Source organism: Pseudomonas sp. Xaverov 259 (assembly GCF_019352915.1).
Taxonomy (GTDB): domain Bacteria; phylum Pseudomonadota; class Gammaproteobacteria; order Pseudomonadales; family Pseudomonadaceae; genus Aquipseudomonas.
The window spans coordinates 1,215,556-1,239,862 of the sequence record NZ_JAAAFV010000057.1; the positions used below are offsets into that span (position 1 = coordinate 1,215,556).

At 61.3% G+C, this 24,307-nt stretch carries 24 protein-coding genes; 9 read left to right on the plus strand and 15 right to left on the minus strand.

The features are described from left to right. Positions 1-226: 226 nt before the first annotated feature. From K0H48_RS28400 to K0H48_RS28420, 4 genes are all read right to left on the minus strand, one after another. Complete coding sequence (locus K0H48_RS28400) at positions 227-1,909, minus strand: ShlB/FhaC/HecB family hemolysin secretion/activation protein (protein ID WP_219337580.1); 1,683 nt, start codon at positions 1,907-1,909, stop codon at positions 227-229. 182 nt (positions 1,910-2,091) lie between these two features. Next, complete coding sequence (locus K0H48_RS28405) at positions 2,092-3,894, minus strand: collagen-like triple helix repeat-containing protein (protein WP_257627114.1); 1,803 nt, start codon at positions 3,892-3,894, stop codon at positions 2,092-2,094. Positions 3,895-4,196: 302 nt separating this feature from the next. Beyond that, positions 4,197-5,045, minus strand: a complete 849-nt coding sequence (locus K0H48_RS28415; RefSeq protein WP_219337581.1) for a MaoC/PaaZ C-terminal domain-containing protein — start codon at positions 5,043-5,045, stop codon at positions 4,197-4,199. 2 nt (positions 5,046-5,047) lie between these two features. Beyond that, positions 5,048-6,391, minus strand: a complete 1,344-nt coding sequence (locus tag K0H48_RS28420) for a 3-oxoacyl-ACP reductase (RefSeq protein ID WP_219337582.1) — start codon at positions 6,389-6,391, stop codon at positions 5,048-5,050. A 123-nt stretch (positions 6,392-6,514) separates the two neighbouring features. Here K0H48_RS28420 and K0H48_RS28425 point away from each other — a divergent pair, with 123 nt between their 5' ends. Continuing rightward, positions 6,515-7,792, plus strand: a complete 1,278-nt coding sequence (locus tag K0H48_RS28425) for an acetyl-CoA C-acetyltransferase (RefSeq protein WP_138817007.1) — start codon at positions 6,515-6,517, stop codon at positions 7,790-7,792. Positions 7,793-7,926: 134 nt separating this feature from the next. Next, positions 7,927-8,823 carry a PA4780 family RIO1-like protein kinase gene (locus K0H48_RS28430; protein ID WP_017134705.1) on the plus strand — a complete coding sequence of 299 codons (897 nt, stop codon included), beginning with the start codon at positions 7,927-7,929 and terminating at the stop codon, positions 8,821-8,823. 156 nt (positions 8,824-8,979) lie between these two features. On the opposite strand, the gene cueR is transcribed toward K0H48_RS28430, so the two are convergent. The 3 genes from cueR to K0H48_RS28445 all read right to left on the minus strand — a co-directional run bounded on the left by cueR (position 8,980) and on the right by K0H48_RS28445 (position 12,025). Next, positions 8,980-9,381, minus strand: a complete 402-nt coding sequence (gene cueR / locus K0H48_RS28435) for a Cu(I)-responsive transcriptional regulator (protein WP_219337583.1) — start codon at positions 9,379-9,381, stop codon at positions 8,980-8,982. Further along, positions 9,378-11,579 carry a cation-translocating P-type ATPase gene (locus tag K0H48_RS28440; protein WP_219337584.1) on the minus strand — a complete coding sequence of 734 codons (2,202 nt, stop codon included), beginning with the start codon at positions 11,577-11,579 and terminating at the stop codon, positions 9,378-9,380. Before K0H48_RS28440 ends, cueR begins: the two co-directional genes overlap by 4 nt. Before the next feature lie 65 nt (positions 11,580-11,644). Next, positions 11,645-12,025 carry a hypothetical protein gene (locus K0H48_RS28445; RefSeq protein WP_017134708.1) on the minus strand — a complete coding sequence of 127 codons (381 nt, stop codon included), beginning with the start codon at positions 12,023-12,025 and terminating at the stop codon, positions 11,645-11,647. Positions 12,026-12,172: 147 nt separating this feature from the next. Here K0H48_RS28445 and K0H48_RS28450 point away from each other — a divergent pair, with 147 nt between their 5' ends. Together K0H48_RS28450 and K0H48_RS28455 are read left to right on the plus strand one after the other, a co-directional pair. Then, on the plus strand, positions 12,173-12,370 hold the full coding sequence (locus tag K0H48_RS28450) for a heavy-metal-associated domain-containing protein (protein WP_219337585.1): 198 nt from the start codon (positions 12,173-12,175) through the stop codon (positions 12,368-12,370). A gap of 87 nt (positions 12,371-12,457) precedes the next feature. Continuing rightward, positions 12,458-13,651, plus strand: a complete 1,194-nt coding sequence (locus tag K0H48_RS28455) for a multidrug effflux MFS transporter (RefSeq protein ID WP_056860424.1) — start codon at positions 12,458-12,460, stop codon at positions 13,649-13,651. A gap of 8 nt (positions 13,652-13,659) precedes the next feature. Here K0H48_RS28455 and K0H48_RS28460 read toward each other — a convergent pair whose 3' ends face one another. The 3 genes from K0H48_RS28460 to K0H48_RS28470 form a co-directional block, all read right to left on the minus strand. Continuing rightward, positions 13,660-13,842: a hypothetical protein gene (locus tag K0H48_RS28460; protein ID WP_017134711.1), complete on the minus strand. Its 183-nt coding sequence runs from the start codon at positions 13,840-13,842 to the stop codon at positions 13,660-13,662. A 145-nt stretch (positions 13,843-13,987) separates the two neighbouring features. Then, positions 13,988-15,001: a zinc-binding alcohol dehydrogenase family protein gene (locus tag K0H48_RS28465; RefSeq protein WP_219337586.1), complete on the minus strand. Its 1,014-nt coding sequence runs from the start codon at positions 14,999-15,001 to the stop codon at positions 13,988-13,990. Between the two features lie 25 nt (positions 15,002-15,026). Beyond that, a complete protein-coding gene (locus K0H48_RS28470) occupies positions 15,027-15,320 on the minus strand; it encodes a putative quinol monooxygenase (protein WP_219337587.1) in 294 nt (97 codons plus the stop codon). Between the two features lie 118 nt (positions 15,321-15,438). On the opposite strand from K0H48_RS28470, the gene K0H48_RS28475 reads away from it, so the two are divergent. From K0H48_RS28475 to K0H48_RS28485, 3 genes are all read left to right on the plus strand, one after another. After that, positions 15,439-16,368, plus strand: a complete 930-nt coding sequence (locus K0H48_RS28475; RefSeq protein WP_219337588.1) for a LysR family transcriptional regulator — start codon at positions 15,439-15,441, stop codon at positions 16,366-16,368. Between the two features lie 133 nt (positions 16,369-16,501). Continuing rightward, positions 16,502-17,188, plus strand: coding sequence for a helix-turn-helix transcriptional regulator (locus tag K0H48_RS28480; protein ID WP_219337589.1), 687 nt, complete (start codon positions 16,502-16,504; stop codon positions 17,186-17,188). Positions 17,189-17,600: 412 nt separating this feature from the next. Beyond that, complete coding sequence (locus K0H48_RS28485; protein WP_219337590.1) at positions 17,601-17,864, plus strand: hypothetical protein; 264 nt, start codon at positions 17,601-17,603, stop codon at positions 17,862-17,864. Positions 17,865-18,211: 347 nt separating this feature from the next. On the opposite strand, the gene K0H48_RS28490 is transcribed toward K0H48_RS28485, so the two are convergent. Further along, complete coding sequence (locus tag K0H48_RS28490; protein ID WP_017134717.1) at positions 18,212-19,165, minus strand: adenosine deaminase; 954 nt, start codon at positions 19,163-19,165, stop codon at positions 18,212-18,214. A gap of 193 nt (positions 19,166-19,358) precedes the next feature. Here K0H48_RS28490 and K0H48_RS28495 point away from each other — a divergent pair, with 193 nt between their 5' ends. Further along, a complete protein-coding gene (locus K0H48_RS28495) occupies positions 19,359-20,450 on the plus strand; it encodes a calcium:proton antiporter (protein ID WP_219337591.1) in 1,092 nt (363 codons plus the stop codon). 48 nt (positions 20,451-20,498) lie between these two features. Here K0H48_RS28495 and K0H48_RS28500 read toward each other — a convergent pair whose 3' ends face one another. The 3 genes from K0H48_RS28500 to K0H48_RS28510 all read right to left on the minus strand — a co-directional run bounded on the left by K0H48_RS28500 (position 20,499) and on the right by K0H48_RS28510 (position 23,150). Beyond that, entirely contained in the window at positions 20,499-21,857 is a 1,359-nt protein-coding gene (locus tag K0H48_RS28500) for an 8-oxoguanine deaminase (RefSeq protein ID WP_219337592.1), read from the minus strand. A 230-nt stretch (positions 21,858-22,087) separates the two neighbouring features. Beyond that, entirely contained in the window at positions 22,088-22,774 is a 687-nt protein-coding gene (locus K0H48_RS28505; protein ID WP_138816994.1) for an SDR family oxidoreductase, read from the minus strand. 25 nt (positions 22,775-22,799) lie between these two features. Further along, entirely contained in the window at positions 22,800-23,150 is a 351-nt protein-coding gene (locus tag K0H48_RS28510) for a MerR family transcriptional regulator (RefSeq protein ID WP_069786917.1), read from the minus strand. An 82-nt stretch (positions 23,151-23,232) separates the two neighbouring features. Here K0H48_RS28510 and K0H48_RS28515 point away from each other — a divergent pair, with 82 nt between their 5' ends. After that, positions 23,233-23,649 carry a hypothetical protein gene (locus K0H48_RS28515; protein ID WP_219337593.1) on the plus strand — a complete coding sequence of 139 codons (417 nt, stop codon included), beginning with the start codon at positions 23,233-23,235 and terminating at the stop codon, positions 23,647-23,649. Positions 23,650-23,715: 66 nt separating this feature from the next. Here the strand turns inward: K0H48_RS28515 and K0H48_RS28520 are convergent, their stop codons facing one another. Then, positions 23,716-24,297 carry a YigZ family protein gene (locus K0H48_RS28520; RefSeq protein ID WP_219337594.1) on the minus strand — a complete coding sequence of 194 codons (582 nt, stop codon included), beginning with the start codon at positions 24,295-24,297 and terminating at the stop codon, positions 23,716-23,718. Positions 24,298-24,307: the final 10 nt, after the last annotated feature.

The following is a 24,307-nucleotide window of genomic DNA, read 5'->3' on the forward strand; positions in this document are numbered from 1 at the left end:
GCGGTTTAGCCGCCCCGCGCCATGGATGGCGCGTGGCGGCGGCCCCCCAAATCGCTGTCGGATTGCGGGCATGCCGAGCCACAGCGAGGCACCGAGTGTTGGGGCGAGGACTTTTTGGTTACCTTTTTGGTCCTTCAAAAAGTGACCCGCCGTCAGGGCGGAACCCTAAGTAGCCGTTACCCAAACAACGGATATGTACCCACAACCCCCCAACCAACCCCCCACCTCACAACTGATAACTGAAACTCAAGGTATACCGCGGCCGCCGGTTAAAGCTGTCCAGGGCGATGTCCGACATCGGCTTGGCCGCTTCCAGGGCGATGTTGTAGTACTTGTTATCACCAAAGCGCAGGCCCACGGCCGCCGAGGACATGTCGTTGCCTTTGACCGGCAGTTCGTTGAACCAGGTCTTGGCGCGGTCAAGCACCACATACGGTTGCAGGATCTTCACCCAGTCGCCAGCACGGTTGAAGCTGTAGTTGACCTCATACGCCACGCCCCAACCCTTGTCGCCCGAAGCCTGATCATCGGGGTAGCCACGGCCGAAGTTCTGCCCGCCAAAGGTGGCGCGCTCGCTGTCGGGCAAGGTGGCGTCGCTCCAGTAGAACGCACCCGAAAGCACGCCTTGCCAGTTGTCGAAGAACTTGTCGCTCTGCACGCCGGAGAGGCGCAGACGGAAGAAGTCCAGATCAGGTTTTGCCGTGCCCAGGTCGCTGTGGGTTCTGGCACCCAGGCCGTTGATGCCTTGGTACAGCCCGGCGCTGAGGATACGCAACTGGCGAGTGTCGGACTTGCGCCAGTCACCCTCGAACGCAAGGGCGCGCAGGTCGCTTTCGATGTCGAATCGGTTGGGGTAGCCCACCAGTTGATAGCGCGTGGTCTGGTCCACCGCATACAAGCGTGTGGCCAGGGTCAGCGACTCATTGGGTGAGGCAATCAGCGGGTGGCTGAGGCCGATGGTGTAGCGGTCGATCGACTGGTGGGGCTTGAGCTCGAAGCCACCGTCCAGCTGGATATTGCTCCTGGGGTCGGCGCGATAACGCTCGGCGCCCAGTATCAACTGGCTGCCCTCGGCATTGATGAACTGGCTGTAGCCCACGCGGTAGTAATGTTCTTTGTCGTCACCCGGCGGGAACAGGCCGCTGACGTAAAGCTGCTCGCCCATGGACGTCTGGGAATTGCTGGTGGCGGTGAGCAACGCTTGGGTGCCGTTTCGGTTGTTGTCGACCAGGCTCATGCTGGTGGTAAAGGGTTTGCGCGAGGCTTCGATCTTCATGTGCGTGGCGCCATCGGTGGTGCCCGGTGGCGGCACTTGCGCCTGCAGGGTTACGCCGGGAATTCGCCCCATCAGCGTGGTATAGCGCTCGAAGGTCTTGCGCGTGAGCGGGCGTTCGGCCAGCAGTTTGTTAGCGAGCTTATCGACGTAGGCCGAGACTGAGCCGATGTCGCCGCTTTGCTCGTAATCCTTGATGTAGCCCTCCACCAATACCACGCGCACCAGGCCGTTTTCGAAGGTCTGTTGCGGCAGGAATGCGTAGGACAACAGGTAGCCGTCCTGCTGGTAGCGACGCGTGATCGTGCGGGTGGCTTCGATCAGTTGCGCGAGGTTGGTCTCACGGCCAATCAACGGTGCGTAGGCCTTGGCCGTTTCGTCCAGCGGGTAGATCGTACCGCCCTCGATTTGCAGCTTGCGGATAGTGACTTTGGTGTCCATCTGCAATGGCTGGTTCTGGGTGGCAGGCGCTTGCGGCAACTGAGTCTGGGGTGTGGTCGGTCGATAAGCGTCGGCGGGGAGGTTGGGCACCGGCAGGTTGCGGATGGTGTCGTTGCTGTTGAGGAAGCTGGGAAGGGGCTCGGCCTGAACGTAAGCACTGAGGGTGAGCAATAACAACGGCGTCATTACGCGCATAGGACACTCCATGGTCAAACTGCAGCAGCGCTTCGGACCCGCCGGGTTCTGGGACGCGGTTCGGGAGGGCGGGTTTTTTTGAGAAGACCGGCCCATAAAAAAGACGAGAGACTTATAAGGGTCTCTCGTCTCAACCAAGCGTAGGCGCTGTAGGGGAGGCCGTCTAATCGGCCAGGTGCAATTTATTTTTTGCCGGTAAGGCCATTCAGTAAACCGCCCAGACCGCCGCTTGTACCTGTGCTTGCGCTGCCGCTGGCCGACGTGCTGGCGCCAGCGCCGACGGTGAGGCCGCCGAGCAGGCCACCGCTGCTGGTACCGCCGGTGCCGCCTGTGACCAAACCACCTACCGAGCCTACGGTGTTGCCGACTGCGGTGACGGTGCTACCTACAGCGTTGGTGACTGGGTTGGCATTGGCGGCGGTCAGGTTAGTGCCGAGACCGCTCACCGCCCCACCGACCTGGGTCACCAGGCCGTTGACGGGAGCGCCGAGGCCTGTCGTGGTGCCGACGTTTTGGGTCAGGCTAGCCACACCGGACGTTACTGGGTTGAGCGCCGCGCCGACGTTAGTGGCCAAGCCTGCTACCGGCGCGGTGGCGGCGGTGTTGGCGACGCCAGTGCCGCCGATAACGGTGCCGAGCGAGGCGACCGTGTTGCCCAATGCGCCACCGGTCACACCTGCCGCACTCACAGTGCCGTTGGTGTTGCCGACATTCAGGCCGTTACCCACGTTGGCCACCAGGCCGCCGACCAACTCCGGTATACCGGGCGCTGCGGCGCCGCTGGCTGGAGCGACATAGCCGCCGGATTTATCCAGTGTGCCGCCGACGCCAGTCAAAGCGCTGCCGACGATGGTGGTAACAGGGTTGCCGGTGCCGCCAGCACTGGCGACTTGAGTGCCCAGGCCAGTGACGGTGCTGCCGACTTTATCCAGCAGCCCATTAACAGGAGCACCCAGCCCGGTTGCCTTGCCAAGGTTGCCGGTGGTGTTTTCCACCAGCGACACCACCGGCACCAGTACTTTGCCACCCACTGTGTTAGTCAACGAGCCCAGTGGGCCAGTGGTGCTGGCCGTGCTGACGGTATCGCCGAGCATGGTGACAGCCTGGCCGACTTTATCCACAACTCCGCCTACCGCACCACCCACGCCACCGGTCAAGCCGCCCACTACCGGCACACCGCCGAGGGTGGTCGAGAGCGATTTCCCAGTGGTCGACAGGCCATCGCCCAGGTCGGCAACGCCATTGCCCACACCTGCGACGGTGATGCCCAGGGAGTTGCTGTTAGTGCCCAGCGAACCAAGGCCGCTGGTGACGCCAGTGCCGATGCTGGTGACCGCAGTGCCGGTCGCCGTCACCAGGCCGCCGGCTGTTGTGCCGACGATAGGCACATTGTTCAAGGTCGAACCGAGGTCACCGACTGCTGCGCCTACGTTACCGACAGTGCCGCCGAGGGTGCCGGCAATCTGGCCGGTAACCAGAGGTGTAGTGGTCGAACCTGTGCCGCCGCCAGTACCACCACCGGTGCCGCCGCCAGTGCCGCCGCCGGTTCCGCCACCTGTACCGCCGCCAGTGCCGCCGCCGGTTCCGCCACCTGTGCCGCCGCCAGTGCCACCACCGGTTCCGCCACCAGTGCCACCACCGGTTCCGCCACCTGTACCGCCGCCAGTGCCACCACCGGTTCCGCCACCTGTGCCGCCGCCAGTACCACCACCGGTTCCGCCATCCGTGCCGCCGCCAGTACCACCGCCGGTTCCGCCATCTGTACCGCCGCCAGTACCACCGCCGGTTCCGCCATCTGTACCGCCGCCAGTACCACCGCCGGTTCCACCACCCGCGCCGCTGCCTGCACCCGCATCAGGAGATGAGGCCGCCACACTGCTGTGATGCCCGCCACCACCGCTGCTGCAGCCACCGAGGCTCATCGCCATGACCAGGGCCAGCGCGGTACTTGCTTTCCAAAGCACTACTTGAGTTTGAGTTTTCATGATTGAGTTCCCTTGCACCTGTACAACCTTGGTTGTTTTCAAACGCTCGTTATTTCTAGGGATAGCGATACGTTTGTCCGTGTTGTCATCACAGACCCGGGCACTCTTTCGCGCAACGCTCAACTTGGTATTAACGATTTATATACACCAGGCCGTGGTCGGCTTAATGACTAATACGAAGGGTGTAATCGAGGGGTGTAACAAGATATATATATGTTAAAAATCAATGGTTTGAATAAAGAAGCGGACGCCTGGGCGTCCGCTATAACTTAAGGTGTATATATACAATTAATGTGCATTTTTCAGGCGATGGGCCGCCACTTACCGAGCATATGTTGAATATCGCCGGGGCCTTTCAACTGCAACTCTCCGCTCGAGCCTGCGGCACTGCTGAGCAATATCACTTCACTGGGCAGTCGTACCGGTTTTTTGAACTCGACTTCTATTTCTACATTGGCGGCAGGCAAATGTTCATTCAGCGCGGCCAATGTTCGGGCGGTATTCCATAGCCCATGAGCAATCGCCTGGGGAAAGCCGAACAGCTTGGCCGTCAGCGCGCTCAGGTGGATCGGGTTGTAGTCGCCGGATACCCGCGCATATTGGCGACCGATATCGGCGGGCGCCTTCCACCGCGCGACTTCGCTGACAGTGCCGCAGATGGATAAAGGCGCCTCTTGCGCTTCGCCGTCCAGTTTCACGCCTCGACACAACATACGGCTGTCGGCTTCCCACAACAGCCCCAGCGCGTCCTCGACCGTGGTCACAATGTCAAAGGTCGCCCCCTTGGCGTGGGGCTGCAGATTGTGCGCGTAGACGCCAACGATCAGGTTATTCACGCCGCCCAATGGCCGATGGATGCGGATACGATTGCTCAGGTGAATCAGCCCCAGCAGCGGAAAGGGGAAATGTTTGTCTGTGAGCAACTGCATCTGCAAACCGAACGCCAGGATATGCGGGTAAGTGCCCGGCAGCACCGGGCTGTCGGCAAACCCGCAGACCTTGCGATAAGCTGCGACGTGCTCAGGGTTCACGCGTACATGGCAGCGTAATCCGCCATCAGGCAAGGTGCTGCCGCTGATCTTGCGCTTGAGCGCCGCCCGCCCATACAGCGGCAACAGAAACGGGGTGCTGTCCAATGTCTGCCACTGCATAGTCACGCTCCCAGCAGGCTTTGCCCACACACGCGCAGCGCCTGGCCGCTGACGGCCCCGGAACCCGGCTGCCCGAGCCAGGCGACGGCTTCGGCCACATCCTGCGGCAAACCACCCTGGCCCAAAGAACTCATGCGCCGTCCGGCTTCACGCAGGGCGAAGGGAATGTGCGCGGTCATCTGGGTTTCGATAAACCCCGGCGCGACCGCGTTGATGCTGATACCACGCTCGCCCAGCAGCGGCGCCCACGCCTGGGCCAGGCCAATCAGCCCGGCCTTGCTGGCGGCGTAGTTGGTTTGCCCGCGATTGCCGGCAATCCCGCTGATGGACGCCAGCAGCACCACGCGGCCGTTGTCGTGCAGGGTGCCGCTGTCGAGCAGGGCTTTGGTCAGCACTTGTGGCGCGTTGAGGTTGACCGCCAATACCGCGTCCCAGTATTCCGGGGTCATGTTGGCCAGGGTTTTATCGCGGGTGATGCCGGCGTTATGCACCACGATATCGATGCCGTCCGGCAGGTGTTCGATCAACTGTGTGGCCGCGTCTTCGGCGCATATATCCAGCACCACAGTGCGCGCGCCTAATCGAGCGGCGAGGGCTTCGAGGTCGGCCTTGGCCTGGGGCACATCCAGCACGATCACCTCGGCGCCGTCGCGCGCCAGGGTTTCGGCAATGGATGCGCCGATACCACGAGCCGCGCCGGTGACCAGCGCCTTGCGCCCGGCCAGCGGGCGCGTCCAGTCTTCAACCGGGGTGGCGCAGGCTTGCAGGCGAATGACCTGGCCGGAGATATACGCACTTTTCGGTGACAGGAAGAATCGCAGCGCGCCTTCCAGCTGATCCTCGGCACCGTCGCCCACATACAACAGTTGCAACACGCCGCCGCTGCGCAGTTCTTTGGCCAGTGAACGGCTGAAACCTTCCAGGGCACGTTGGGCGCTGGCGGCGAACGGGTCGCTGAGGCTTTCCGGCGCGCGTCCCAGAATCACCACGTGCGCGCTGTGATCGAGATTTTTCAGCAAGGGCTGAAAGAATTCGCGCAGTTGCTTGAGCTGGTCTGTGTGCTGCAAGTCACTGGCGTCGAACACCACGGCCTTGAGCTTGGGGCCGTGGCCCGGGATCCAGGTCGACGACTCGGCGCCGTAGGTGTAAATCGCGTCGGTCAGTTTGTGCGCAAACTCCTGCACTTTGGCGGCCAGCGCGCCGCCGCCCAGCAGCAGTGCACCCTCTACCGGGCGCAGGCGTCCGGCCTGCCAGCGTTCCAGGCGTACCGGTGACGGCAGGCCAATGGCGGCGACCAAGCGATGGCCGAGGCTTGAGTTGGCGAAGTCGATATAACGGTCAGACATGGAACGCTCTCCGAGTGCTGGGGTTCAAACGGTGGACCATCGATAGGTGAAAGTCGTTCGATTGATTCGATTGAGCCTAGGCTAGTCTCAAAGACTCGACCCACAACCTTCAGGGAGCTTTCCATGACTCAATTGCGCCGTGTAGCGATCATTGGCGGTAACCGCATCCCCTTCGCCCGTTCCAATGGCCCGTATGCCACGGCGAGTAACCAGGCGATGCTCACTGCTGCCCTCGAAGGCCTGATCGAGCGCTACAACCTGCACGGCCTGCGCATCGGTGAGGTGGCGGCCGGTGCGGTGCTCAAGCATTCGCGCGACTTCAACCTCACCCGCGAATGCGTGCTCGGCTCGCGCCTGTCGCCGCAAACCCCGGCCTATGACATTCAGCAGGCGTGCGGCACCGGGCTGGAAGCGGCGTTGCTGGTGGCCAACAAGATTGCCCTGGGGCAGATCGAGTGTGGGATTGCCGGCGGCGTCGACACCACGTCCGATGCGCCGATTGGTGTGAATGAAGGCCTGCGCAAAATCTTGCTGCAAGCCAACCGCAGCAAGTCCATGGCGGATAAATTAAAAGTCCTGTTACAACTTCGTCCCCATCACCTTAAGCCGGAGCTGCCACGCAATGGCGAGCCACGCACCGGCCTGTCCATGGGCCAGCATTGCGAGCTGATGGCGCAGACCTGGCAGATCCCGCGCGCCGAGCAGGATCAACTGGCGTTGGAAAGCCATCAGAAAATGGCCGCGTCCTACGCCGAAGGCTGGCACAACGATTTGCTCACGCCGTTTCTGGGCCTCACCCGTGACAACAACCTGCGCCCCGACCTCACCCTGGAAAAGCTCGCCAGCCTTAAACCGGCGTTTGAGCGCAGCGAAAAGGGCACGCTCACTGCCGGTAACTCCACGCCACTCACCGACGGCGCCTCCTTGGTGCTGTTGGGCAGTGAAGCCTGGGCCAAGGAGCGTGGCTTGCCGATCCTCGCCTATTTGCGCGACGGCGAAGCGGCGGCGGTGGATTTCGTCAATGGTGCCGAAGGCCTGTTAATGGCGCCGGTGTATGCGGTGCCGCGCTTGCTGGCGAGAAATGGCCTGACGCTGCAGGATTTTGATTACTACGAGATTCACGAAGCCTTTGCTGCCCAGGTGTTGTGCACGCTCAAGGCCTGGGAAGACCCGGAATATTGCAAGACCCGCCTGGGGCTGGATGCGCCGCTGGGCGCCATTGACCGCAGCCGGCTCAACGTCAAAGGCAGTTCATTGGCGGCCGGGCACCCGTTTGCCGCCACAGGCGGGCGCATCGTCGCCAACCTGGCCAAATTGCTGGACGCGGCGGGCAAAGGCCGAGGGCTGATTTCGATCTGCGCCGCCGGTGGTCAGGGTGTGACGGCGATCATTGAACGCTGATTGCCGATGAAATTGGCATATTGAGTGCATTCTTGAGTGGTCAGAGGTCGGTAGCCCCTCCCACCGGCGCGCCGATTGCCGTATAACGAGTGCCATACGCGTATTTGGTAATAAAGGACCCACAATAAAAGCTGATGAAGACTCCTAAACGCATTGAACCCCTGATCGAAGACGGTCTGGTCGACGAAGTGCTGCGCCCTCTCATGAGCGGTAAAGAAGCAGCTGTTTATGTGGTGCGCTGCGGCAATGAATTGCGTTGCGCCAAGGTTTACAAGGAGGCGAATAAACGAAGTTTTCGTCAGGCATCCGAATACCAGGAAGGCCGTAAGGTCCGCAACAGCCGTCAGGCCCGGGCCATGGCCAAAGGCTCCAAGTTCGGCAAGAAAGAAACCGAAGACGCTTGGCAGAACGCCGAAGTGGCGGCGTTGTTCCGCCTCGCCGGTGCGGGCGTTCGCGTGCCTCAGCCGTTCGACTTCCTCGAAGGCGTGCTGCTGATGGAACTGGTGGCCGACGAGTACGGCGATGCAGCGCCGCGTCTTAACGACGTAACGCTGGAGCCGGACCAGGCGCGCGAATACCACGCCTTCCTGATTTCCCAGATCGTGCTGATGCTGTGTACCGGCCTGGTGCACGGTGACCTGTCCGAGTTCAACGTATTGCTCACGCCAACTGGCCCGGTGATCATCGACCTGCCCCAGGCAGTGGATGCGGCGGGCAACAACCACGCGTTCAGCATGCTGGAGCGGGATGTGGGCAACATGGCTTCGTACTTCGGGCGTTTTGCCCCGGAGTTGAAGAAGACCAAGTACGCCAAGGAAATGTGGGCGCTGTACGAAGCCGGCACTTTGCACCCGGCCAGCGTGTTGACCGGCGAGTTTGACGAGCCGGAAGAGCTGGCGGACGTGGGCGGTGTTATCCGCGAAATCGAAGCGGCGCGGCTGGATGAAGAGCGCAAGCAAGCGGTTCGGGCGGCGGATGATGCGCCACCGAGTAAGACCGCGGAAGAACCGCCGCCGCCTTGGATGCAGTGATCTGACAACGGTTCTTCGGCTTGGTGAAGATCTAATGTGGGAGCGGGCTTGCTCGCGAATGCGGCGTATCAGTCAACAGATTCACTGGCTGATACACCGCATTCGCGAGCAAGCCCGCTCCCACATTTAGTTCTGAGTGTGCCTGATAAGCATTGATCAAGCGCAACAGCCGCCAGACGCCAACTCCTTGAGAATCGGGCAATCCGGCCGATGATCGCCCTGGCAGTGTTCCACCAGATCCTGCAACGTATCGCGCAACTGGCCCAGCTCCAGAATCTTCTGGTTCAACTCCTCGATATGCTGGCGTGCCAGGGCTTTTACGTCGGCGCTGGCCCGCTGGCGGTCTTGCCATAAGGTCAGCAGCTTGCCGACCTCTTCCAACGAAAACCCCAGATCCCGCGAGCGTTTGATAAACGCCAGCGTGTGCAAATCATCGCTGCCATACACGCGGTAGCCGCTGTCGGTGCGGTGCGCGGCTTTGAGCAGGCCGATGGATTCGTAGTAGCGAATCATCTTGGCGCTCAGCCCGCTCTGGCGGGCGGCTTGGCCGATGTTCATGGGCGTTGATCCTCGTAGTCCTTGGGCTTCCAGGTTTTCAACAATAACGCATTGCTCACCACGCTGACGCTGGACAAGGCCATAGCCGCACCTGCCAATACCGGGTTGAGCAGGCCGAAGGCTGCCAGCGGAATGCCGATCAAGTTATACACAAAGGCCCAGAACAGGTTCTGGCGGATTTTTGCGTAGGTCTTGCGGCTGATCTCCAGGGCGGCCGGCACCAGGCGCGGGTCGCCGCGCATCAGCGTGATGCCGGCGGCGTGCATGGCCACATCGGTGCCGCCGCCCATGGCGATACCGATATCGGCAGCCGCCAGAGCCGGGGCATCGTTGATGCCATCGCCGACCATGGCAACTATGCCAGTTTTTTTCAACTCGACCACCGTGGCGGCCTTGTCGGCGGGCAGCACTTCGGCGTGTACATCCTCGATGCCCAGCGCCAGAGCGACCACCCGGGCACTGCCGCGATTATCGCCAGTGAGCAAGTGGCTGCTGATGTGCTGGAATTTGAGTTGTTCCACAGCTTCCAATGCGCCGGGCTTGAGGGTGTCGCCAAACGCAAACAGCCCCAACACACGGGGGTGTGCGCCTTGCTCGATCAGCCACGACAAGGTGCGACCTTCGGCTTCCCAGGCTTTGGCGGACTCGGCCAGGTCACCTGCGCTCAAGCCGTTCTCTTCGAGCATGCGGCGGTTGCCCAAGGCCAGTTGCCGGCCATCGAGCGTGCCGGCAATGCCACGGCCGGTCAGGGACTGACTGGCGCTCACGTTCGCCACGTCCAAGCCTTTTTCCTTACACGCCTCCAGCACGGCCTTGGCCAACGGATGCTCGCTGCCGCGTTGCAAGGCGCCGGCCTGTTGCAGCAATAGATTTTCATTGCCGTCCAACGCCGCCAAGTGCGCAATTTTTGGCGCGCCGGAGGTCAGCGTGCCGGTCTTGTCGAACACCACCGCGCTGACGGCATGGGCGCGTTCCAGCGCTTCGGCGTCCTTGATCAGAATGCCGTAGCGTGCGGCGACGCCGGTGCCGGCCATGATTGCGGTCGGCGTGGCCAGGCCCAAGGCGCATGGGCAAGCGATCACCAGCACCGCGACCGCATTGATGATCGCGGTTTCCAGCGATGCGCCGTACAACCACCAGCCCACCAAGGTGATCAACGCCAGCACCAGCACGCTGGGCACAAACACCTGGCTGACTTTATCCACCAGTTTCTGGATCGGTGCTTTGGCGGCCTGGGCGTCTTCCACCAGACGGATGATCCGCGCCAGCACACTTTCTGCGCCCAGCGCCTGGGTACGGACCAGCAAACGGCCTTCGCCATTGATGGCGCCGCCGGTGACCTTGTCGCCCGGCTGTTTCGGCACGGGCAGGCTCTCGCCGCTGATCAACGCCTCGTCGGCATGGCTTTGGCCGTCCACCACTTCGCCGTCCACCGGGAAGCGCTCGCCGGGTTTGACCAGCACCAGGTCGTCGAGCTTCAACGCGGTGATGGCGACGTCTTCTTCACGGCCTTCAAACACGCGAATCGCGCGTTCCGGGCGCAGGGCTTCGAGGGCACGGATGGCGCTGGCGGTCTGACGCTTGGCGCGGCTTTCGAGGTATTTGCCCAGCAGCACCAAGGCGATCACTACGGCTGAGGCTTCGAAATACAGATGCGGCATAGTGCCCACGGGCGCGGTGAGCCATTCATAAATGCTCAGGCCGTAGCCGGCGCTGGTGCCGATGGCCACCAGCAAGTCCATATTGCCGGCGCCGGCGCGCACGGCTTTCCAGGCCGCGATATAGAAGCGCGCGCCAAAAATGAATTGCACGGGAGTGGCCAAGGCGAATTGCACCCAGGCCGGGAGCATCCAGTGCAGGCCGAACGGCTCCACCAGCATCGGCAGCACCAATGGCAGCGCCAACGCAATGGCCAACAACAACGACCAGCGCTCGCGGTGCAGGCGCCGGGCCTGGTTGGCGTCGGTGACGGTTTCGCTTTGCGGCAAGGTGGCGGTGTAGCCGGCCTTGTCGACGGCGGCGATCAATACGCCGGGGTCCATCTGGCCGAGTACTTCGACGTGGGCACGTTCGTTGGCCAGGTTGACGCTGACGCTTTGCACCCCGGGCACCTTGCCCAGCGCGCGCTCGACACGCCCGGCGCAGCTGGCGCAGGTCATGCCGCTGATGGGCAGGTCAAAGGTGGTGGATCCATTCATGGGGCAGTCCTCCAGAGAAGTTGCCCCTAGCATCAACCTTGACCTGCGGGGAAGGTCAAGCGCCTTTAATACTCCAGTGCGGCGGGTTTAAGGTACATACCGTCCGGGCCTTGGGCGATACGCAGTTTGCGTATGTCTCCGGCCTTCAACGTGATGTTCTGCGCAGGCGGTGCGAGCATGCCCGGCAGGCAACCTGGCGATTGACCCGGCAGCAGCTTGAGGCGCAGCGACACATTGCCCGCCGGCAAGTTGAACGAGGTGGCCTGTTCCTGGAACAGGCGCCCGGCCAACTGGTCCTGGATATACAGGCCGATTTCGCAATTGGTCGGCACTTCCAGGCGCTCGCGGGAAATGATCAACACCGCATAGTCTTGGTCCGCGTACGCCATGGGCGCAGCGGCAGACAAGCTCAACAGGCCGATAAGGCTAAAAAACGACCAGCGCATGGCGAATGCTCCGTGGTTCAAATCCAAGATGCATGAAGCTTGGCCGAGGCAACGCCGGAATACCAGCCCGGTCGCGATTTTGCGCGCTTGACCTTACCATCGTGGCAAGGTCGAGACTGGCCCCAACCTCATCAAAGGAGTCATGTCATGCAAGTATTCAGTGTTGAAGGAATGACCTGCGGCCATTGTGTTCGGGCGGTCACTCAAGCAGTACAAGGCCAGGACCCGGCGGCGAGCGTCAAGGTCGACCTGGCCGCCAAGGAAGTCGGGGTTGAAAGCCGGCTGTCCGCCGAGCAAGTCATCGCGCTGATCACCGAAGAAGGCTACAGCGCCAAGCTCGCGTAAAATTTCCGATAGTTAGCGAGCTATCGTAATGTTCATCACACCCAAGCGCGGCTAGACTGTCGGGCTGCCGACTCACTTGGGTGTCTGATGAACCTCCGCATAATCCTGATTCTGGGCGCCTTGAGCGCCTTCGCGCCGTTGGCGATCGACTTCTACCTGCCGGGCTTCCCGGCGATGGCCACGGCCTTTGCCACCGACGAAAAACATATCCAGCTGACCCTCGCCGTGTATTTCGGCGGCCTGGCCATCGGCCAATTGATTTATGGGCCGCTGGCGGACCGTTTTGGCCGGCGCGTGCCGCTGCTCAGCGGCGTGACCCTGTTTACCCTGGCGTCTTTCGCCTGCGCCTACGCGCCGTCCCTGGATTGGTTGATCGGTGCGCGTTTTGTGCAGGCCCTTGGCGGTTGCGCGGGCATGGTGATTTCGCGGGCGGTGGTCAGCGACAAATGTGATGCCGTGGGCTCGGCCAAGGTCTATTCGCAGCTGATGCTGGTGACCGGCCTGGCGCCGATCCTCGCACCGTTGGCGGGTGGGGTGATGGTCGGCCTGTGGGGCTGGCAGTCGATTTTTCTCGCGCTGTCGATCTTCAGCGTGATGGCTGCCATCGCTGTGGCGGTCGGGTTGCCGGAAACCTTGCCTGCCGACAAGCCGCGTCAACCGTTGTCCGGCTCGCTGAGCCGCTATGTCAGCTTATTGTCGGACCGGGTTTATCTGGGTTACGCCCTCACCGGCGGTATCTCGATTGCCGGGATGTTTGCTTACATCGCCGGTTCACCGTTCGTTTTTATCAAACTCTATGGCGTGCCCGCCGAGCATTACGGCTGGGTATTTGGCTCCAACGCCGCCGGCTTCATCCTGGTGGCGCAACTCAATGCGCGGTTGCTGGCCAAACGTGGCCCGGCGTTTCTGCTGTCGCGCACAGTGTGGGTCTACGTGGCGGCCGCGTTGACGCTGTTGGGCATTGCCGCGCTGCGTACCGAAGCTTTATGGCCATTACTGGTGCCGCTGTTTATCTGCATCGCGAGCCTGGGCTGCATTTTGCCCAATACCTCGGCGTGTGCCATGGCCGGGCAGGGCGCACGGGCCGGCAGCGCCTCGGCGTTGCTCGGTTGCATTCAGTTCGGTGTGGCGGCGGGTGCGGCGTCGTTGGTCGGCGTATTGCACGACGGCACGGCAATGCCGATGGCGATGGTCATCAGCTTGTGCGGTGTATTGGCGGTGACGATTGCGGTGTCGACCCAGCGCCTGCAACGGGCGAGGGCCGCGCAGGCGCAGGTCTGAGGTGCGGATCAGCCGGCGGCGGAGCGTTGCTGGCTGAGGGGAATGCGGTGGGGCGCCTGGATACGGGCTTGCAGGGTGTCGGCAAAGGCGCGGGCCTCGGCCTCACTGCGGAAGGTGAAGGCGTCGCCGTCGAGGCTGACCTGCCATTTGTTGCCGGGGGATTTTGCTAACGCTCTTATCAGGATCTTCATTGCTGACTTCCTCACGTAAAAGAATCGTGGCAAAGGCGGCCAATATAAACCCGAATGCGTTCACAAATATGACAAAGATCAACTCTCTGACTAGCGGTGTCGTCCATTACTCACATGAATAATGGACGACGCTGACAGACGTTTTTTAGAACCCTTCCAGTACGATCTTGCCCTTGGCCTTGCCGCTTTCCAGCAGCGCATGGGCGCGGCGCAGGTTGGCGGCATTGATCACGCCGAAGTGCTCGCCCACCGTGGTTTTCAAGGTGCCGGCGTCGATCAGTTCGGCCACGCGGTTAAGCAGGTTGTGCTGTTCGATCATGTCCGGCGTCTCGAACATCGAGCGCGTGTACATGAACTCCCAGTGCAACGACAGGCTCTTGCGCTTGAGTTTGCTCACATCCAGCACCTTGGGGTCGTCGATCAACGCCAACTTGCCTTGCGGCTGCAGGGCTTCGACCAGTTGGTCCAGGTGAAGGTCGGTCTGGGTCAGGCTGGCGACGTGGGTCACTTGGGGCTGGCCGGCGTTTTTCAGGGCTTCGCTCAGTGGCTGGCTGTGATCGATCACCACATCGGCACCGAGCGCCTTGGCCCATTCCTGGGTTTCCGGGCGTGAGGCGGTGCCGATCACGGTCAGCGCAGTGAGTTGCTTGGCCAGCTGGGTCAGGATCGAACCCACACCACCGGCTGCGCCGACGATCAGCAGGCTCTGGCCTTCAGCTTCTTTACCTTCACGCACTTGCAGGCGCTCGAACAGCAGCTCCCAGGCGGTGATGGCGGTCAGTGGCAGTGCGGCAGCTTCGGCAAAACCCAGGCTCTTGGGCATATGACCGACGATGCGCTCATCCACGGTGTGCAGTTCGCTGTTGCCACCTGGGCGCACCAGGGAACCGGCGTAGAACACCTTGTCGCCGGCCTTGAACAGCGTCACTTCGCTGCCGACCGCCTTGACCACGCCAGCCACGTCCCAGCCCAGCACCTTGGCGGCGCCGTTTTCCGGGGCGACGTTCTGGCGCACTTTGGTGTCCACCGGGTTGACCGAGATGGCTTTGACTTCCACCAGCAGGTCACGTGGGCCAGCGACCGGCTCCGGCAGTTGGATGTCTTGCAGGGCGTTTTCGTCGGTGATCGGCAGTGAGGCGTAGTAGGCAATGGCTTTCATGATGGCTCCGGGAAAAGGGCAGTGGTCAGGCAAGAAATTTCAGGCGTTTGAGTTCGAAGTGTTCGAGCACGTCGGCAGCCTTGGCACGAAAGCTCTGGATATGCGCGCTCTGGTCGTGGTCGGCCAGCGCGGCGTCGTCGCTCCAGCGTTCGAGCATGTAGAAGGTTTCTGGGTGTTGCAGATCCTGGTGCAGGTCGTACTGCTCGCAACCGGCTTCCAGGCGAGTCGGTTCCAACAGGCCGCGCAGCAGGGTTTCCAGCGTGGCCTGCTGGCCGGGTTTGGCGATCAGCGTGGCAATGACGTTAAAGGCAGCGGACATATTCAACTCCAGACACGTGATGAACGGGATGGGCAGATGATTAGCTATTTCCAGCATGGATAAAAGCGGCTAAAACAGCAGTCTGTTTCAATAAAATTTTGATAATAGGCGAGGGTACATGCTGCGTTTTGATGATTTGCAGTTGTTTGTGCGGGCGGCGGACCTCGGCAGTTTGTCGGCCGCCGCGCGCATCATGGACCTCTCGCCTGCCGTGGCGAGCGCGGCGCTCAAGCGTATCGAACAGCAACTGGGCACGCGCTTGCTGGCGCGCTCCACCCGCAGTTTGCGCCTGACCGCCGAAGGCGAGGGCTTTTTGGAATATGCCCGCGCCGCGCTGAGTTCGCTGGACGAAGGGCGGCGCTTGTTGGCCAGCGGCCAGGACCATGTCAGCGGCGTGCTGCAACTGTCAGCGCCGTCGGATTTCGGGCGCAACCAACTGTTGCCGTGGCTCGATGAGTTTCAGCGTGAGTACCCGCAATTGAACATCCGCCTGCTGCTCGGCGACCGCATCGCCGATTTGTTCCGCCAGCCGGTGGATATCGCCCTGCGCTACGGCGAGCCTGAAGATTCCAGCCTGGTCGCGCTGCCCATCGCCCCGGACAATATTCGTGTGCTGTGCGCCGCGCCCAGCTACCTGGCACGGCATGGCGAGCCCCGGCATCTTGAGCAGTTGGCGCAACACAATTGCCTGTTGTACATGCTGGGCAGCCGCGTCCACGACCACTGGGGGTTTTACGACGGCAAGCGCGAGGTCGGCCTGACGGTCAGCGGTGATCGCTTCAGTGACGATGCCGACGTGGTGCGCCGCTGGGCGGTGGCGGGTGTCGGCATTGCCTACAAGTCCTGGCTGGACGTGAGCACCGATGTGCTGGCGGGGCGTTTGCGCCTGGTGTTGCCGGAGCTGCGCGGCGAGCGCACGCCGCTCAATCTGCTGTGTGCCCACCGTGCGCAGTTGAGTAAACCGATCAATCTGCTGCGGGAAATGCTCGTGTCCCGTTGTGCGGCTTTGACCGCGCAAAGACCGGGGCTATTGAGCTCTGGGCAATAGCCTCCACAAAAGCAGGAAATTTCACTCAGATCCTGTCCCTATTCGCGCTGCCAGCCGCCGCCGAACGGGCGGTTTGCGCCCCTATACTTTGGTTCCAACCGCAGCAGACAAATGATTTACAAGGAGTGAATACATGGAAGAAGCACCTTGCATCAGTCAGATCGCCAGCTTGCTCGCTGAGCCCAAACGCACGGCCATGCTCTGGTCCTTGATGGACGGCTCAGAGAAAACCTCAGAAGAGTTGGCCACACTGGCCGGGCTGTCCGCCGCCTCGGCCAATGCGCATCTGGCGCGCCTTACCGGCAGTGGTTTGCTGCGCAGCGATGCCAAACGTGGCAAGCGCTTGTTTCGTGTGGCGGCGGCCGATGTCTGTGCGGCTGTCGACGCATTGGCCTGTACCGCCTTGAACTGCGCCGCACGCAGTACGCCACAGGTTTCATTGCCGGTGTCATTGGTGCCGCCGCCGTTGCGGCGCGCGCGTTTATGCCAGGGACACCTGGGCGGTGAACTGGCGGCGGGGCTTTATCAGCGCATGCTGGACGCCGGCTGGATCGACCGCTACGAACAGCGTACCGACGTGACCGTCACCGGCGCGCAGCACTTCGCGACCCTGGGCATTTTTACCCAGGCACTGTCTGCGCCGCTGGCCTGCGACTGTTTTGACTGGAGCCAGCAGCAGCCGCACCTGGGTGGTGCGTTGGGCGCCGGGTTGTTGCAGTTGTTTTTGCAGTGCGGCTGGATCAACGCGGTTAACGAGTCGCGTGCCTTGCTGGTGACAGACCAGGGGCTTACGGAAATCAACCGTCTGGCCGCGTTTTAGGTGGGCCCATGGACCTGGCGATGATGACGATTTTGTTGAGCTAAAACCGAGTTTGGCCTGAGCGCGGCCCAGGTTGGGGCGCATGCGTCAACTACAATGCTCCACCCCCTGCAATCGTAGGGTAAGGCATTGTCGGTGTCGCTGTTAAGATTCGGTTATCAGGTTAAGTCAGTACCTGCAGCCGATAATCTAGGAGTCGTATGAGAATGTTAACGGATGTAGAGGTTGGTGCTGTTTCAGGTGCTGACAGGGGCGACTCAGCGGTGGCCGGTGCTTTGGCCGGTGCAGCAGCCGGAGGACGGTTTGGGGCTCCCGGTGGCATACCGGGCGTTGTCATTGGTGCAATTGGAGGCGCCATGGTAGGAGCCGGTTTGGCAGCCTGGACTTACAGCGCGTTCCAGGACAGTGGTAAATGACGATATCCAGCCCTGGCGGCGATCGAATGCTGCTTTACGCTCTACTTGGCTGGTTGGTGGTGTTCATGGCGCTGCCGGGCACTGCTGGCCTCTCCTCCTATAAGTTCATATTTTCCTACGTATATATGATCGCTATGGGAGGCTTCATCATTTGGATGGCGTTGAAAAGAAGAATCGGCATTTCACCTGTTGCGATCACGATAGTTATGGGTTTTCTGGTTTTTTTCTTACCGCTGGTGAAGATTTACTTCGATCAATAGTCGGGGTGCGCTCTTTGAAACAATCCAATGCGGCGTCTACGTCTAGGCGCCGCCTGGTTGGATGATGTGGAAACACTAAGAGCCTTAATCTTGCATCGGTAGTGCATACGGTCGCGGTTACCAGCAGCGTACCGATCCTGCCCATGACCACGGCGAGCATGGTGCCGAAATCAGTAGGCAGTGATGCCGGATTCAACTCACCCCGTTGCTACTCAGCGCTCTTGAGATTGGTTTGCTGAGCGCCGCGCGTTCTTGAATGTAGTGCGGGTGTTTGAGACAGAAGAGGTCAATGTGGGAGCGGGCAAGCCCGGCTCCCACATTGATTTTGTCGTGTCAGCCGTTGTTGTTTAAGGCTTCACCAACCGTGCATCCAGACTGTTCTGCGCCAGGCGTTTGGCCTGGTCCTGGGTCATGCCCAGCGAGGTGTAAAGCGCGTGGAAGTTCTCGGTGACATAGCCGCCGAAGTACGCCGGGTCATCCGAGTTCACCGTCACCTTCACGCCACGCTCAAGCATGTCGAGGATGTTGTGTTGAGCCATGTCGTCGAACACACACAGCTTGGTGTTGGACAGTGGGCACACGGTCAGCGGGATCTGCTCGTCGATGATGCGCTGCATCAGGCGTTCGTCTTCGATGGCGCGTACGCCATGGTCGATACGCTGGATTTTCAGCAGGTCGATGGCCTCCCAGATGTATTCGGGCGGGCCTTCTTCGCCGGCGTGGGCCACGGTAAGGAAGCCTTCATGGCGGGCGCGGTCGAACACGCGCTGGAACTTGCTCGGCGGGTGGCCCATTTCCGAGCTGTCCAGGCCGACGGCCACAAACGCGTCACGGAACGGCAGCGCCTGGTCGAGGGTTTTCTCGGCTTCGGCTTCGCTCAGGTGGCGCAGGAAGCTCAGGATCAAACCGCTGGTGATGCCCAGTTGCTGCTCGCCATCTTTGAGCGCGGCGGCGATGCCGTTGAGCACCACTTCGAATGGCACGCCACGGTCGGTGTGGGTCTGCGGGTCGAAGAACGGCTCGGTGTGGATCACGTTCTGTTCTTTGCAGCGCAGCAGGTAAGCCCAGGTCAGGTCATAGAAATCCTGGGAGGTGCGCAGCACATCGGCGCCTTTGTAATACAGGTCGAGAAACTCTTGCAGGTTGTTGAAGGCGTAGGCCTTGCGCAGGGTTTCGACATCATTCCACGGCAGTGCAATCTTGTTGCGCTCAGCCAGGGCAAACAGCAACTCAGGCTCCAGCGAGCCTTCCAGGTGCAGGTGCAATTCAGCCTTGGGCAGGGCGTTGAGCCAATCGTACATGTTCAAATTCTCATCAGGTGCAATGGCGGCATTCTACAGGCCATGGCTGAAATAATCGGCAAAACCTGACCAGCAGGAGAGTATTGGTTTTATTCGCGCAAGGGCCATCTGAACTAAGGTGTAACGAAACGTTAGCGAAGTGGTGCAGTCTGTACCCCATCAATGACTGATTTGCTGCACGAAAAGGCCCGGAATGCTCACATCCCTCAAGCAAGAAAAATTCATGTGGCTGGCGCTGATCGCCGCCATCGCCGCGTACCCGTTGGAGCACTGGATGCTCCACAGCGGGCAGATGATCGCCCTGCTCGGCGGCATGGCGCTCATCGCTTTTATTGTCATGGCGTCGATGCGCGTCGCCCACCACGCCGAGCAACTGGCGGAAAAAGTCGGTGACCCTTACGGCACCATGATCCTGACCCTCGCCGCCGTGCTGGTGGAAGTGGTGATCCTGGCGATCATGATGAGCAACGAGCCATCGCCGACATTGGTGCGTGACACGATCTACTCGGCGGTGATGCTCGATATCAACGGCATCCTCGGCCTGGCCGCGCTGATGGGCGGCATCAAGCATGGCGAGCAGTCCTACAACGATGATTCGGCCCGCAGCTACAGCGTGATGATCCTCACGGCCATGGGCGTGTCGATGGTGGTGCCGGAATTTATCCCCGAGGCCGACTGGAAAATTTATTCGGCCTTCACCATCGGCGCGATGGTGTTGCTCTACACGCTGTTCCTGCGCATGCAGGTGGGGCCGCACAGTTATTTCTTCAGCTACAGCTACCCGGAAAAACGTCGCAAGAAGCAGCCGGAAGAACAGCAGGAGCCGCCGATCAACCTGGCGTTCTCCATCGGTACGTTGGTGTTTGGCGTGATTGTGATCGGTGCACTGGCCGAGGTGATGTCCAAGACTTTGGACCTGGGCCTGGAAGGCACGGGCGCACCGCCGGTGATCACGGCGATTGTGGTGGCGGCGATTTCGGCCGCGCCGGAAATTCTCACGGCGTTGCGTGCAGCCTTGGCTAACCGCATGCAATCGGTGGTGAACATCGCACTGGGCGCGTCGTTGTCGACGGTGATCCTGACGGTGCCGGTGATGGAAGCCATGGCGCTTTACACCGGCCAGCCGTTCCAGATGGCGATGACGCCGGTGCAAACCGTGATGGTGTTGATCACGCTGGTGGTGAGTGCGATCAACCTCAATGATGGCGAAACCAATGCCATCGAAGGGATGACGCACTTTGTGTTGTTTGCGACCTTTATCATGTTGTCGTTGCTAGGGTTGTAAGCGGCACTCAAGCACCGCCGCTCCCACATTTTGATAGTGTTTCCTCAGTTAAACCTGGTTGATCAGTTCCCGCGCCGCCTGGCTGTGATCGGCAATCAAGCCTTTAAGGTCCAGCCCTTCAACCTGCCCATCGATCACCCGCCATTTGCCGCCGATCATCACCCGATCCGCGCGGTCGGCGCCGCACAGCAGCAGCGCCGAAATCGGATCATGGCTGCCGGAAAAACGCAGTTCATCGAGCTTGAACAGCGCCAGGTCAGCCTGTTTGCCCACGGCCAACTCACCGATATCCGTGCGTCCCAGCAACTGCGCCGAGCCTTTGGTGGCCCAGCCCAGCACGCCTTCCGGGGTGATCTTTTCCGCGCCGTAACGCAGGCGCTGGATGTACAGGGCCTGGCGCGTTTCGAGGATCATGTTCGAGGCATCGTTGGAGGCTGAACCGTCGACGCCCAGGCCAATCGGCGCGCCAGCGGCGAGCAGGTCCAGGGTCGGGCAGATGCCGGAAGCCAGGCGCATATTGGAGCTTGGGCAATGGCAGATACCGGTGCCGGCGGCGCCCAGGCGGGCGATCTCATCCGGGTTGAAGTGAATGCCGTGTGCCAGCCAGGTGCGTGGGCCGAGCCAGCCGACACTGTCGAGGTAGTCCACCGTGCGCAGGCCGAAACGCTGCAGGCAGAAGTCTTCCTCATCAAGGGTTTCGGCCAGGTGCGTGTGCAGGCGCACGTCGAGGCTGTTGGCCAGTTCGGCGCTGGCTTGCATGATTTCCGGGGTGACCGAAAACGGCGAGCAGGGCGCCAGGGCGATCTGGATTTGCGCGCCGTCGCCGCGCTGGTGGTATTCGCGGATCAGGCGCTGGCTGTCATCAAGGATCACTTGGCCTTGTTGCACGGTTTGCTGCGGCGGCAGGCCACCATCGGCTTCGCCCAGGCTCATGGAACCGCGGGTGAGCATGGCGCGCATGCCCAGTTCGCGCACGCTTTCTACTTGCACATCGATGGCATTTTCGAGACCGTCAGGGAACAGGTAGTGGTGATCGGCCGCCGTGGTGCAGCCAGACAGCAGCAATTCAGCCAAGGCGACTTTGGACGCCAGCGCGAGTTTTTCCGGGGTCAGGCGTGCCCAGACCGGGTACAGGGTTTTCAGCCACGGGAAGAGCGGCTGGTTCACCACCGGCGCCCAGGCGCGGGTCAGGGTTTGGTAGAAGTGATGGTGGGTGTTGATCAGCCCCGGCAGGATCACATGTTCGCGAGCGTCGAACACTTGTGCGCACGGCACGGCGGGTTCTTTTCCCCAGCCCAGCACTTCGGTGATCACACCGTCTTGCAGCACCAGGCCACCACGGGCGTCGAGGCCATTGGCAGTGAAAATCGCGAGGGGGTTTTTTAACCAGATACGGGTCGCAGGCATTGGCCGGCTCCTCTGAATGATGGGTTCAGGTTTGCCAGCTCAGTGTTGCCCTGTCTGCTGATCCAGGGTCGCCGGTGAGGGCGAGGGGTGTAGATTACGTGTTGTTGGCGGTTGGGTCTACTGAGTCAATGTGGGAGGGGGCTTGCTCCCGAAAGCGGTGTAAGTCAGCACATGTATTGACTGACCCACAGCATTCGGGAGCAAGCCCCCTCCCACCTGTTGACCATGGTTTACCAGGCGATGGTGTCGCCTTTGTAGTCCACGAAGTGATGGCCGCCTTTGCCGGTGTAGGCATTCACCTGATCCACCAGGCCGCGTACGCTGGTGTCGACATCAATGTGCGCGTTTTCACCGCCCATGTCGGTTTTCACCCAGCCCGGATGCAGGGACAGCACGGTGAGTTTATGGTCACCCAGCTGCGTGATAAAGCTGTTGGTCATGGAGTTGAGTGCAGCCTTGCTGGCCTTGTACAGCGCCAGGTCGGAGCCATCGGGAATGGTCACGCTGCCCAGCACCGAACTCATGAATGCCAGCACGCCGGTGTCTTTGCGGATCTGCCCGACAAAACGCTGGGCCAGGTTGATCGGCGCCACGGCGTTGGTGAAAAACAGTTGGCCGACTTCCGCCAGGGTGGCGTGGCCCGGCTCCTGATTGGCAGGACCTTTGACCCCGGCGTTGACGAACAATAGATCGAAGGTGCGGTCTTTCAGGCGTTGCGCCAAGGCGATCACGGCTTGCTGATCGTCCATGTCCAGCTTCTCGATCTGCACCTGGCCCACGGCCTTGAGCGCATCGGCCTTGTTCGGGTCACGCACGGTGGCGGTCACCTCCCAGCCGTCCTGCAGCAGTTGCTTGACCAGGCCAAGGCCCAGGCCGCGCGAGGCGCCGATGATCAGTGCGGTTTTTGGCGTAGACATGAAAGGCTTCCTTTGGAGTGGAGGTTCACGGATTCAGTGGACAACGTTGCCCGAGCCTTTGCTGCAACTCCTGGCGCAGATGGCCGAGTTCAGTGATGCGGGTGTCGATCAGGTTGAGCTTGTCTTGCAGCAATTGTGTGACGGCAGCGTCGGGATCGGGCGCCTGCCATAAGGCGGCGACGCTGGTGCCGATCTCGCCGAGGCTGAAACCCAGGCGCTGCGCAGTCTTGATATAGAGCACCAGTTGCAGCATGTCCGGCGGGTAGTCGCGGTAACCATTGGCGCTGCGTTGCGCGGCGATCAACCCGCGCTGCTCATAGAAGCGCAAAGTGTCGCGGCTGACCTGGCTGGCCTGGGCTAATTCGCCGATACGCATGGGGCGGGCTCGAGAGGGCTTGACCTTGGAGCATACTCCAGGCTTTAGCCTGCTGGCTTCTTGAATTGAGGAGCTTGCTGCTATGTGGACACAAAAACACTACCGAACACTGGTGCGGGCCAGCGCCTGGTATGACTTGATCATCACCGCCGCGTTTGTCACGCCGTGGAGTTTTGCATTGGTGCACGGCCTGTTGCAGGGCTTGAACCTGCCGGGCGAGCTACCGACGTTTCTGCCTGCGCACGTATTGATGGCCAACCTGCTCGGCTCGATCGTGTGCGTGTGGGCAGTCCTGCGTATTCGCGACCCTCAACGCCAATTCGGGCTGTATGACGCGGCCGGCCGTGGTCTGTTTGCGACTTGGCAGGTGTATGCGTTGATGCACGGCGCCACGTCGGTGCTGTGGATAATTCTGCTGTTGGAAGTGCTGTGGGGCGTTGCGCAATTACTCCCGGTGAATACTGATCAAAAAATGATCGGCGCCCGTAAGCCCTTATGACAGAAGGGTTACAGGCGGGTGTGCTCAGGTTATCCACAGGCAGGTGCACAGTAGATGTGGGCAGTTTCAGCGTTCGAGCAGGATGCGCCCACGGCTGAGGTCGGCTAGCTGGGTTTGCAGCGTGTCGATGTGCGCCTCGCCGAGTGCCAGCTGGAGCTCGACGCCGTTGGCGGTGAAGGTTTCTTCCACCACCAGCCCGCCCAGTTCGGCCACGCGCAGCTTCACCAGGTTCAATTCCGAGAAGCTGCAGGCACAGCTCAGCGGCACGCGGCTGATCAGCTCGATGCGTTCGGCATTCTGCAGGCATTTGTTGGCGCCGCCGCCGTAGGCGCGGGCCAGCCCGCCGGTGCCCAGCTGGATGCCGCCGTACCAGCGAATCACCAGCACGGCGACCTGATCAAAGCCTTGGGCTTCGATGGCGGCCAGGATCGGCCGCCCGGCCGTGCCGCCGGGTTCGCCATCGTCGTTGCTGCGGTACTGGTCGGCGAGCTTCCAGGCCCAGCAATTGTGCGTGGCGTTGAGGTCGCTGTGTTGCTCGAAAAACGCCTGGGCGTCTTGCGCGCTGGAGATCGGCGCGGCCAGGGTGATAAAGCGGCTTTTGCGTATTTCTTCACGAAATTCGCAAAGGCCGGTCAGCGTGAAAGGCATAAGTCGCTTC

Excerpts from the sequence above, each read along its gene's own strand:
- K0H48_RS28445 (WP_017134708.1), bottom strand. The coding sequence starts at position 12,025 with ATGCGCTGGTCGTTTTTTAGCCTTATCGGCCTGTTGAGCTTGTCTGCC.
- K0H48_RS28465 (WP_219337586.1), bottom strand. The coding sequence starts at position 15,001 with ATGAAAGCCATTGCCTACTACGCCTCACTGCCGATCACCGACGAAAAC.
- K0H48_RS28455 (WP_056860424.1), top strand. The coding sequence starts at position 12,458 with ATGAACCTCCGCATAATCCTGATTCTGGGCGCCTTGAGCGCCTTCGCG.
- K0H48_RS28450 (WP_219337585.1), top strand. The coding sequence starts at position 12,173 with ATGCAAGTATTCAGTGTTGAAGGAATGACCTGCGGCCATTGTGTTCGG.
- K0H48_RS28515 (WP_219337593.1), top strand. The coding sequence starts at position 23,233 with ATGTGGACACAAAAACACTACCGAACACTGGTGCGGGCCAGCGCCTGG.
- K0H48_RS28485 (WP_219337590.1), top strand. The coding sequence starts at position 17,601 with ATGACGATATCCAGCCCTGGCGGCGATCGAATGCTGCTTTACGCTCTA.
- K0H48_RS28425 (WP_138817007.1), top strand. The coding sequence starts at position 6,515 with ATGACTCAATTGCGCCGTGTAGCGATCATTGGCGGTAACCGCATCCCC.
- K0H48_RS28510 (WP_069786917.1), bottom strand. The coding sequence starts at position 23,150 with ATGCGTATCGGCGAATTAGCCCAGGCCAGCCAGGTCAGCCGCGACACT.
- K0H48_RS28460 (WP_017134711.1), bottom strand. The coding sequence starts at position 13,842 with ATGAAGATCCTGATAAGAGCGTTAGCAAAATCCCCCGGCAACAAATGG.
- K0H48_RS28400 (WP_219337580.1), bottom strand. The coding sequence starts at position 1,909 with ATGCGCGTAATGACGCCGTTGTTATTGCTCACCCTCAGTGCTTACGTT.
- K0H48_RS28500 (WP_219337592.1), bottom strand. The coding sequence starts at position 21,857 with ATGCCTGCGACCCGTATCTGGTTAAAAAACCCCCTCGCGATTTTCACT.
- K0H48_RS28440 (WP_219337584.1), bottom strand. The coding sequence starts at position 11,579 with ATGAATGGATCCACCACCTTTGACCTGCCCATCAGCGGCATGACCTGC.
- K0H48_RS28505 (WP_138816994.1), bottom strand. The coding sequence starts at position 22,774 with ATGTCTACGCCAAAAACCGCACTGATCATCGGCGCCTCGCGCGGCCTG.
- K0H48_RS28490 (WP_017134717.1), bottom strand. The coding sequence starts at position 19,165 with ATGTACGATTGGCTCAACGCCCTGCCCAAGGCTGAATTGCACCTGCAC.
- K0H48_RS28520 (WP_219337594.1), bottom strand. The coding sequence starts at position 24,297 with ATGCCTTTCACGCTGACCGGCCTTTGCGAATTTCGTGAAGAAATACGC.
- K0H48_RS28420 (WP_219337582.1), bottom strand. The coding sequence starts at position 6,391 with ATGTCTGACCGTTATATCGACTTCGCCAACTCAAGCCTCGGCCATCGC.
- K0H48_RS28495 (WP_219337591.1), top strand. The coding sequence starts at position 19,359 with ATGCTCACATCCCTCAAGCAAGAAAAATTCATGTGGCTGGCGCTGATC.
- K0H48_RS28480 (WP_219337589.1), top strand. The coding sequence starts at position 16,502 with ATGGAAGAAGCACCTTGCATCAGTCAGATCGCCAGCTTGCTCGCTGAG.
- K0H48_RS28405 (WP_257627114.1), bottom strand. The coding sequence starts at position 3,894 with ATGAAAACTCAAACTCAAGTAGTGCTTTGGAAAGCAAGTACCGCGCTG.
- K0H48_RS28430 (WP_017134705.1), top strand. The coding sequence starts at position 7,927 with ATGAAGACTCCTAAACGCATTGAACCCCTGATCGAAGACGGTCTGGTC.
- K0H48_RS28415 (WP_219337581.1), bottom strand. The coding sequence starts at position 5,045 with ATGCAGTGGCAGACATTGGACAGCACCCCGTTTCTGTTGCCGCTGTAT.
- cueR (WP_219337583.1), bottom strand. The coding sequence starts at position 9,381 with ATGAACATCGGCCAAGCCGCCCGCCAGAGCGGGCTGAGCGCCAAGATG.
- K0H48_RS28470 (WP_219337587.1), bottom strand. The coding sequence starts at position 15,320 with ATGTCCGCTGCCTTTAACGTCATTGCCACGCTGATCGCCAAACCCGGC.
- K0H48_RS28475 (WP_219337588.1), top strand. The coding sequence starts at position 15,439 with ATGCTGCGTTTTGATGATTTGCAGTTGTTTGTGCGGGCGGCGGACCTC.